At 64.4% G+C, this 9869-nt stretch carries 8 protein-coding genes; 3 read left to right on the top strand and 5 right to left on the bottom strand.

The features are described from left to right. Positions 1 to 109 precede the first annotated feature (109 nt). The 4 genes from tilS to ACFE8X_RS14805 form a co-directional block, all read right to left on the bottom strand. Positions 110 to 1378 carry a tRNA lysidine(34) synthetase TilS gene (gene tilS, locus ACFE8X_RS14820; protein ID WP_375452259.1) on the bottom strand — a complete coding sequence of 423 codons (1269 nt, stop codon included), beginning with the start codon at positions 1376 to 1378 and terminating at the stop codon, positions 110 to 112. After that, positions 1363 to 2403 (bottom strand): tol-pal system protein YbgF, encoded by a 1041-nt coding sequence (gene ybgF, locus ACFE8X_RS14815; RefSeq protein WP_375452258.1) that lies wholly within the window; start codon positions 2401 to 2403, stop codon positions 1363 to 1365. Before ybgF ends, tilS begins: the two co-directional genes overlap by 16 nt. Positions 2404 to 2581: 178 nt before the next feature. Continuing rightward, a complete protein-coding gene (gene pal, locus ACFE8X_RS14810; RefSeq protein ID WP_375452264.1) occupies positions 2582 to 3037 on the bottom strand; it encodes a peptidoglycan-associated lipoprotein Pal in 456 nt (151 codons plus the stop codon). 316 nt (positions 3038 to 3353) lie between these two features. After that, positions 3354 to 5438 (bottom strand): ABC transporter substrate-binding protein, encoded by a 2085-nt coding sequence (locus ACFE8X_RS14805; RefSeq protein WP_375452257.1) that lies wholly within the window; start codon positions 5436 to 5438, stop codon positions 3354 to 3356. A gap of 394 nt (positions 5439 to 5832) precedes the next feature. Here ACFE8X_RS14805 and ACFE8X_RS14800 point away from each other — a divergent pair, with 394 nt between their 5' ends. The 3 genes from ACFE8X_RS14800 (at position 5833) to ACFE8X_RS14790 (ending at position 8531) form a co-directional block, all read left to right on the top strand. Further along, positions 5833 to 6672: a phytanoyl-CoA dioxygenase family protein gene (locus tag ACFE8X_RS14800; RefSeq protein WP_375452256.1), complete on the top strand. Its 840-nt coding sequence runs from the start codon at positions 5833 to 5835 to the stop codon at positions 6670 to 6672. Positions 6673 to 6694: 22 nt separating this feature from the next. Further along, complete coding sequence (locus tag ACFE8X_RS14795) at positions 6695 to 7534, top strand: helix-turn-helix domain-containing protein (protein WP_375452255.1); 840 nt, start codon at positions 6695 to 6697, stop codon at positions 7532 to 7534. 100 nt (positions 7535 to 7634) lie between these two features. Beyond that, positions 7635 to 8531, top strand: a complete 897-nt coding sequence (locus ACFE8X_RS14790; protein WP_375452254.1) for a hypothetical protein — start codon at positions 7635 to 7637, stop codon at positions 8529 to 8531. A gap of 25 nt (positions 8532 to 8556) precedes the next feature. Here the strand turns inward: ACFE8X_RS14790 and tolB are convergent, their stop codons facing one another. Then, positions 8557 to 9867, bottom strand: a complete 1311-nt coding sequence (tolB, locus tag ACFE8X_RS14785) for a Tol-Pal system beta propeller repeat protein TolB (protein ID WP_375452253.1) — start codon at positions 9865 to 9867, stop codon at positions 8557 to 8559. Positions 9868 to 9869: the final 2 nt, after the last annotated feature.

Genomic DNA, 9869 nt, shown 5'->3' with positions numbered 1-9869 from the left:
CCCGGCCGGAGCCTGTCTTCGGGCGCGAAGCGACCCGGAGGCCGGGGTGACACCGCGGGTGGGCGAGATTGTGCCAGGCGAGGCGGGAGTGGGCGTTGAACCCCATGCCCTAATCGATCAATAGATTGACCGTCACCCGCTCGTCGAACGACCATCCCCCCAATGACAAAACCCCGCCCGCCGCGTCGCGCACGATGGGGGCGGTGCGGATGGCTTCGGCGGGGGCGGTGACCTTGAAGCCCAGGAAATCTTCGAGCCGGTGGCGCGGCAGGTAATCGGCGACGCTGGCGGTCAGCCCGGCCTCGTCCGAGCCGTTGCGGATCAGGAAGCGCTGGTCCCAGACCAGTTCGGAGCGCGGCAGCAGCAGCGCATCGGCCGGCAAGGTGCGGCCCGGCTCGCGCGCCACGACAATGGCGCCGCCACTGGTGCGCACGACACAGCCATGGGCGGTGATGGCCTTGGACAGCTCGCCCGCCGCCAGGTTGCCCTGCAGCCGCTCGACCAATCCGAGCGCCCGTGGCTTTTGCCGCCCGCCCACGATGTTGAGCACGCGCGCCAGCATCCGCACTGCGACGGCCGGGCTCAGGGCGCAAAATTGCCCATGGTCAATACGCGCCGCGCCAAACCCATCCAGGCTGACCAGCGTGGCAAAGCTGGCTTCGGCCATTTGCGCGATCGCGGCGTCCGCCTCGCCCATGCGCTGGGCGAACCGGGCGAGCATCGACCCATCCAGGCCCAGCCCGGCCAGTTGCGGCATCGCCTTGCGCCAGCGCACCCGTTCGTAGTGTTCGTCGCCATTGGACGGATCATCCACCGGCACCAGCCCCGCCGCATCCACCACCGCCCGCAGCGCCTGCGGCGCCACTTCCAGCAGCGGCCGGCAGACGCGCACGCCTTCGACCAAAGCCGACCCCGCCATGCCCTTGAGGCCCTCGATGCCGCTGCCATGCGCCAGCCGCATCAGGATAGTCTCGGCCTGGTCCTGGCAGTGATGGGCGGTGAGCAGCACCGGCACCGCGTCCGCCGCCATCGCAGCGCCGATCAGGCGATAGCGCGCGATTCGCGCCGCCTCCTGCAGGCCGCTGCGTGGCTTGGCCCCGGTCCAGACCAGGCCCCGCGCGACAATGCCCAGATCGGTCGCGACGGCCAAAACCATCGCGACTTCCGCGGCCGCGTCGGGACGCAGGCCGTGATCGACGCTGTAAACGCTCAAACGCGGCGCCGTGGCGCGGGCAGCGGCCCAACGCTGTGCCAGCAGCAGCAGCGCCAGGCTATCGGCCCCGCCCGAAACCGCGAGCCCGATGGCAGGCAGATCGGCGAAGGGGGCAAAGATCGCCTCCAGCACCGCCCCGTCGGCAAAGCTCAGGCCGGCGGACATTCGGCCTGGGTCTTTTCGGCGGCAAGCCGGGTCAGGAAGGCCGGGGTCAGGTTGGTGTAGCGCTTGTCGATTTCGGCAAAGGTGCGGCAGGCCGTCTCGCGCTCCTCGGCGCCCGCCAGCGAAATGCCCAGCTTGAGCAGCAGATCGGGCGCGCGCGGATTGTTCGGCGCTTTCTGGAAGGCATTGAGCAGCACTTCGGCGGCCTCGTCATAGGCGCCCCGTTGCAGCAATGACTCCCCCAGCCAGTTGGACGCGTCCGAACTCTTGGCGTTGTCGGGATAAAGTTCGAGGAACTGGCTGAACTGGTCTTCGGCAAAGGCATAGTCGCCCCGCGTCAGTGCCTCGTAGCCGGCATTGTATTGCGCATCGGCATCGGCATCGCCGGTATCGGCCGCCGGCGCATTGGGATCAAAACTCAGATCCAGTGCCGGCGCCTCGCCGCCGATCGGCACGGCCTGGCCGGTGCCCGGCGGAATGGCCTGGTCGCCATTGCCGGTGCCCACCAGCGGATCGCCCGAATTGCCCAGGGCGTCGGGCGCGACGCTGCCATCGGTAAAGGTCGGATCGAACTCCGCCTCGCCCGGCAGTGGCCGCACGCCCTGCTCGGGGATCTCGGTGGACGGCACGGCGCCGGGGTCCTGCGGCAACGCCCCTGACGGCGTCGCGCCGTCAGTTGGGGTTGCCGCCTGGGGTTTTCCCGGCGCACCGCCTTCCAGCGCCTGGAAGCGCTGCTCGCTGTCCTGGCTCAGCCGCTCCACCAGCGTCTGCATCTGCGTCAACTGGAAGGTCAGCCCCTCGATCTGCCCGTTGAGCAGCCGGGTCTGTTCCTCCAATTGCTGAATGCGCACCGCCAGTTGAGCCGCCTCCTGGCTTTGGGCGACGTGGATGCGCGCGCTCGCCACCGCACGGACAGGGGCCAGGGTCGGCATGCTCGTCGCCAAGGCCGGCGCGGCGTTGCCCAGCACCAGCGCGGCAACGACGACAAGCGGCTTTCGGCGCTTGAGGAAAGGAGCGGAAAAGAACAAGAGGAGCCTCCAAACGGTCGCAACTGATGCCACGAACATGGCCATTCAAGGCTCGCGAATAAAGACCAATTTTGGTCAAAACAAAGCGCCGGGGGCCAATTACGCGGCACCCGGCGCTCTTGTCTCCAGTTTGCACTGGATCGGCAGGCTTTTCGGCGCGCGAAAAGCCGTTTGGCGGTTACTGCACGACGGTGACGGCGCGGCGGTTCTGGCTCCAGCACGAAATATCGTTGCAGATCGCCACGGGGCGTTCCTTGCCGAAGGATTTGGACTGGATGCGCTGGGCATTGACGCCGCGCGACACCAGGTAATTGACCACCACCGAAGCGCGGCGAGCGCCCAGGGCGATATTGTATTCGCGGGTGCCGCGCTCGTCGGCATGGCCTTCGATCAGGATGCGGTAATTGGCATATTGATTGAGCCAGCCGGCCTGCTTGTCGAGCGTGGCCGAAGCCTCGGCGGTCAGCGAGGACGAGTCGGTTTCAAAGAACACGCGATCGCCGACCGATACCAGGAATTCCTGCTGGCTGCCGGGGGCACCGCCGCCGGGGCCGACATTGCCCACACCGGTCATGCCCACATTGCTGTTGGGCGAACGCGAACATGCCGCGATCGCGACGACGAAAAGCAGCATGGCAGCGGCGCGCAAGGCAGTCTTGATGGGTGCGTTGATCAGCACGGGAAAGCTCCTGAAAGGCGAAAATCTTAAGGACGCCATTTACCGCGCTTAATCTTAAGACCGGGTTTGCCAACGTGGTTAATCTTGTCCTATCGCGGCTGCAATGTGGCAGGAATCCTGGCTTTTGGTGATGGTGCAGAATGGCCACAGCGATCACGCGGATCACTTTAAGGTTAAATGCCGTGCACGCCAACGTCCTGTCGAGCCGGGCCCCCACAAACAAAGCAGGGGGATCCATGGCCCCCCTGCGCCTTGGTGCGCGGCGATCCGATCAATCGATCGGGCCTGGCGAGCCGGGCGCACCTGGGAGGGCGTTGGGAAACAACTCGTAGCTTTGCTGGCTCGCGGCGGGGACGAATACCCGCTCACGCATGACTGAGTCTTCGCCCCAGTTGAACATGAAATTGGGCGCACCGACCGGGATATTGGCAAAGCGCTTGTTGACCACCAGCGCCGCCGAATATTGCGTCAATCCGGCAGCGTAGACGTTTTCGGTGTACAACCGCTGATAGTGCTTCATGAGTTCTACCCGCTCGGCACGATCATTGGTCGCGGTGAAAGCGTCGACCACATCGATCATGTCCTGCTCGAACGGCAAGAGGTCGAGCGTGCCGTCGCTGCCGGCGCGATGGAACACGCTGGTCCGCGGCCCGACGGGCGCCAGCGTCGTGGTGTTCTGCACCACCGTCACCAGGTCGGACAGATTGCGATAAACCAGCCAGTCGAACTGGCCCGACTGGGTGTTGGCATCGCTCTGGGTGGAACTCATGAAGTTGGCCACCACCCGGATGCCGATCGGCTCCAGCCCGGCGATGACCGCTTCGGCAACGTTCCTGTTGGTCACGATCTCGGTATTGGTCAGCAGCGTAATGGTGACATCCTCGCCATTCATCATCCCGGCGGGGAAATTGACGAAGCCATTGCCATCCGTGTCGACAAGCCCGGCCTTGGCCAGATAGGCCTTGGCCGTTTCGATCGAGAACGGAAAATACACCGTCGAGGCCTTGTCGTAAAAGGCCGACGCGCTGTAGATGCCGCCGGGATAGATCGCCGTGAACGGCCCGCGCGACAGGCCCTCGCCCAGGCGCTGCCGATCCAGCGCCGAGGAGATCGCCTTGCGGAAATCGAGGTTTCGATTGAGCTCGCGCACCGCCTGGGCCCGGGGATCGGGCTGGCCCCAGCCATTGCCCGACAGGTTGAACAATAGCGAATAGCCGATGGTGCGCGGCCCGAACTCGAGGCGCGCCGGCGCATCCGGCTGGGACGCCCGCTTGAGCGCTTCAACGTAGTTTTCCGGCTGCTCCAGGTTGGAATAGTCCCCGGTACCAGAGGCCGCCATGATATCGCGCGCCGCCCAGGTGGAGAGCAGGTATTGCACCTCGTTGAGATAGGGCAATTGGTTGCCGTTCTCGTCGACCTTCCAGTAATAGGGATTGCGGCGCATGACGATGACATCGTCGGCACGATATTCCATCGGCACCCAGGCGCCCATCACCGGCATGTTCATGTATTCAGGCGGGAAGGCGTTCTTGTATTGATCGTAGGTATTGGCGGTGTTGTACTTGGGATGCTGGGGCTTCAGCAGGTGGCTTGGCCCGGGGCAGAACGTGCCATAGGCCATCTGGTAGAGATATTGCTCGGGACGAACGCTCTTGAAGGTCCACTTGATCGTATAGGGATCGAGCGCCACCAGGGTCGTGCCGGTGCCGAAGGTTTCCGGTGTCGCGCCATTGGTGGGCGTGACGTTGGAATCAAGGACATTGTCCTCCCAATAGAACATGACGTCTTCGGCATCGAACGGATCGCCGTCCGACCATTTGGCGCCCTCGATCAGGTGCATGGTCAGTTCGTGGCCGTCCTCCGACCATTCCCAGCTCTTGGCCAGATTGGGCAGCGGCTGTAATTCCTCGGCCTTGATCTGGAACAGCGGGCCGGTGCGGGTGAGGCATTCGGACATGCCGATATCGATGCCGCCCCAGCCCTGGGCTTGGCCACCGATATAGTTCCAGCCCTCGGGCCGGCCACCGATGACGTGACGCATCACGTCGCCATAGACACCGATCCCGTCGGGCATGTTGGCAGTCTTGAACACCAGGGGTTCCTTGGGCAGGCGCTCGGCGACCGGGGGAAGTTTCCCGTCGGCAACGAACTTGTCCATCCATGCGGGCTGGTGGTATTCGGGCAGCGCCTTGTATTCCAGCATATCGGCGACGCCGACGAACTGCGGCGTCCCCTGCGCGGCGAAAACAGGCGGATCGGGCGGCACTGTCGGCTCGACGATCTGTGCCTGCACCGCGCCGGCGCAGACGCCAAGCCAGAGGCTGGCGCCCCCGGCCAATCGGACCAGTTTGTTCATCTCTCTCCCCTTTGGCGCGTCATGCGCCGGTCCGGCCATCGCCATCGTCCCGCACTGCGCCGGGTATCGAGATGGTACCGAACCCTCCCAAGCTAGTTCGGCACCTCCCGCTGCGGAATTAGGCGGTGTCGCAAAGACCTTCGTTTTTGGTGTTTTCTGTAGGCACGACGCACAGCCGCAGCAACACGACGCCGGCACCACCCTGGTCCGAGACACGCGACCAAGCGGGGAAACGATCGCGAAGCCGGCTTTGGTCCATCGTCGCCCTGAAAGCTTGAACTCTCGTTTGCAACGCGCGACAGAACAGGACAAAATCGAAGGTGTTCAAGACACGGCTTGATGGATCGACCGCTCGCGCCATTCTAGGCTTGGGCAACATCAACGGGAGGAACCCATGAGCGAATTCGACCTACAGGATTTTCTGTTTGACCTGCGCGGCTACCTGATCCTCGAGAAGGCGATCGACCAGACGCTGCTGGCCGAGCTAAACGGCGCCTTCGACACATTTCCCGACCTGCAGTTCGGCGAGTGGTGGGGCAATACCCAGCGGCTCGACAATAACGGGCATGCCGGGCTCGAACTGCAAAACGTGGTGGAAGCCGGCAAGCCGTTCGAGACCCTGATCGATCATCCCTCCTGGGTGGACCGCCTGCAGCGCTATTGCGGCGAGGACGGCAGCTGGGTCGAAGGGCTCTATATCGACGAGTGCTTCGCCTCGGTGCGCCGCAGCGGCGGCTATTTCCCGCTGCATTCGGGCGGGCAGGACGGCGTCATCCGCAACCAGTATGGTTTTGCCAACGGCAAGTTCCATTGTGGCCAGGTCAATATCCTCTTGGCACTGACCGATATCGGCCCGGGGGACGGTGGCACCCGCATCGTGCCCGGCAGCCACAAGAGCAATATCGCCCATCCTGTGTTTTCCCAACCCTTCGCCGAACGCGTCAAGGCCGAAGACGAGGTGGTCGAGGGCTCCATCGAGGTCAACATGAAGGCGGGCGACGCGTTGATGTTCGTTGATGCGCTGAGCCACGGGGCCACCAAGCGCACCAATGCAGGCGATCGCCGCGTGGTGATTTACCGCTACGGCCCGATCTGGGGCAATACCCGCTATGGCTACGATTATTCGCCCGAACTGCTGGCTCGGGTCACCCCGGCGCAACGCAAGATCCTGCAGCCGATCACCCGGCGCGCGCCCGGCACCGCGCGCGGACTGGACCGGCACGCTGCCGAATAAAGCCTGGATGGGAGACCGTGCCATGTCTGAACTGGAAATTACGCCCGCTCCGGCATCGTCTCCCATCATCTGCGGCATCCAGCACCAAGGCCTGGGCCAGAGCCGTGGCTTTCGCCCCGAGGGCACCAAGGATTGGTTGCTGATCTTCACCCTGGCCGGGCAAGCCTATGTGCGCACCGCCAGGGGCGAGCAGACGCTCAAGCGCGGCGACATCCTGCTGATCGCCCCCGATACCGCCCAGGAATACGGCCACCTCGACGACAATAGCGGCTGGATCAATATCTGGGTGCATTTTCGGCCGCGCGCGCACTGGATGGCGTGGCTGAACTGGCCACAACTTTCCCGGGGCGTGATGGTCCTGCCGGCGGCCGGCGAGGCCATGGCGATTGAGCAGGAATTGCGCCGCATGGTCGATATTGCCGAAGGCGGGCTCCGTCTGCGGCTGGACGCGGCCATGAACAGCCTTGAGCGTGCGCTGATCGCGGCGGACGGCCTCAACCCCATTCACGCCACCTCCATGCTCGACACCCGCATCAAGCGGGCATTGGAAATTGTGGGCGAGCGCCTGCGCGAGCCGCTCAACATCCAGAAACTGGGTCGCTCGGTGGGCCTGTCGCGATCGCGCTTTTCGGTGCTGTTCACCGCGCAGCTCAATCTGTCGCCGCAGTCCTATATCGAGCTGACGCGGCTGTCGCGGGCCGCCCAGATGCTGGATTCCTCGTCCTGGCCGGTGGCGCAGATCGCCGAAGAGGTCGGGTTTCCCAACGCCTATTATTTCTCCACCCGCTTCCGCCGCCAGTTCGGCGTGCCGCCATCGCTGTATCGCGCGCGCATGGAGGGCCGGCCAGATGTTGCCCAATGAAGCCCCGCCCCGCATCGGCCGCTGCGGACGCGATTGCAATACCTGCGCCCTTGGCCATATTGATCGCCTCGCCGATCGTCTGCGTCCGCAAGGTGACTTCATGACCGACAGCCCGCTTGTCATCGCCCTCAACATGGGCACCCTGCTGGGCCTGCCTGCGTGGTCCGCCGCGCCAACCGGGGACGCCACCAGCCTGGCCAAGGGCCTTCGCGTGGCCGGTTATGCTGGCATTCAGGGCGCGACCAACCCCGTTTATCGCGCGTTCGGCTTCAAGACCTATGGCTCGGGCCGGGTTGTCGAGCGCAAGGATGCGCAGGATGTGCTGGCGCGGCAACAGGCGGATGGCCATCTGGCGACGACGCTGCATGTCGGCACCGGTCTTGAAAGCGACGCCCAGGCCATGGGCCTGATCGAAGCCATTCTCACCGCCAGCGATCACCTGGGCCATCCGGCCCATATCGAAACGCACCGCGCCACCATCACCCAGGACATCTGGCGTACGCTGCGCTGGATCGAGCACTTCCCCGAGATGACGTTCAATGCGGACCTGTCCCATTGGTACACCGGACTGGAAATGGCCTATGGCGATTTCGAGGGCAAGCTGACCTTGCTGGCGCCCTTCTTTCACCGGGTACGCTTCGTTCACGGCCGCATCGGCACGGGCGGGATCATGCAGGTCGCCATCAAGGCGGGCGGCCGCGACGAGCCGCATCTAGGCCGATTTTCACGCATGTGGGCGCTGTGCTTTTCCGGTTTTCTGCAAGCCGACACGGCGGGGCAATCCATCGTCTTCGCCCCCGAATTGCTGCCCGAGCAGGTCGAAACGCCCACCGGGCCTCTGCCGATCGACTATGCCGTCCCCAGCCGGTCCCAGACCGGCGACTGGGTCGAGACCACCGATCGCTGGGACCAGGCGCTCAAGCTGGTGGACGTCGCCAAGGCGAGTTTCCAGATAGCGCAAGCCATGGCCGCACCGGCCTTGGCGCAACGGGCATAGAACCTTCTAGCGCGCAGGGACGACTTCAGGCCCGCAACGGGCTCCAGGCCGGGTCCGACGCATAGCTGTCGGTGGGGATGGTCTGAACGTTCCGCCCCCAGATATCCACGCTCATCAGCTTGGGGCCGTCATTGCCGCCCGGATCCTGGAAGAACATGATGACGCGGCCATTGGGTGCCCAGCTCGGCCCTTCCGCATGGAAGCTGGAATAGAGCATCCGCTCGCCCGAGCCGTCGGCGTTCATGATGCCGATATTGAACTGCCCGCCCGACTGCCGGGTGAAGGCAATGAGATCGCCCTTTGGCGACCAGACCGGGGTCGAATAGCTGCCCTGGCCATAGCTGATGCGCTGGGCATTGCCGCCGCCCGCGCTCATCAGGTAGAGCTGCGGCGAACCCCCGCGGTCGCTCTCAAAGATGATCGTGCTGCCATCGGGCGAATAGGACGGGCCGGTATCGATAGCCGCCCCGGATGTCAGTTGGGTCGGCTGGCCACCCCCGACACCGACCGAATAGATATTGGTGGCGCCGGCATTTTCCACCGAGAACACGATGCGCCCGCCATCGGGCGAAAAGCGCGGCGCGAAAGTCATGGAGCCGAACGAGCCCAGCCGTTGCTGCTGCCCGCTCGAAAGTTGCAGGATATAGACCTGCGGATTGCCGTCCTCGAAGTTCATATAGGTGACGAGGTCGTTATTGGGCGAGAAGCGCGGCGTCAGCGCCAGCGTATTGCCCTCGGTCAGATACTGCACATTGGCGCCGTCCTGGTCCATGATCGCCAGCCGCTTGACCCGGTTGGCCTTGGGACCGCTTTCGGCGACATACACCACGCGCGTATCGAAGTAGCCGGTGCCCCCGGCCAGCGATTCATAGATGGCGTCCGAAATGATATGGGCGACCCGGCGCGAGCTGTTCGGATCGGTATTGTAGCTCTTGCCGACCACCTGGCTGGCCTGCTGGGTATCCCAGACGCGCACCGAGGAGGAAATCTGCCCGCCCCGTTCCACCGCGCCCATGACCAGGGCGTCCACATTGGCCGTGCGCCAGATGTTGAAATCGGGCGAGTTGTTGACGTCCCCCACCTGCACCGGCAGCGTCGCCGGATCGAATGGCAGGAACAGCCCGGAGCGGCGAAGATTGTTGCGCACGATATCGGCGATTTCCTGCCCGAAGGCCGGATCGGACGAGGCGAAATTGGGAATGGCGATCGGCAGCGGCTGGAAATTGGCGCCCTCCACCACGATCTGCAGCGCCGCCATCGCCGAATTGCCGGCGGCCAGGACCGCACTGCCTGCAAGGCCAAGCTTGAGCGCATTGCGCCGGGTCAAAAGGTTCATTT

Source organism: uncultured Devosia sp. (assembly GCF_964244875.1).
Classification (GTDB): Bacteria; Pseudomonadota; Alphaproteobacteria; order Rhizobiales; family Devosiaceae; genus Devosia.
This window is presented reverse-complemented; position numbering and strand designations above follow the sequence as displayed.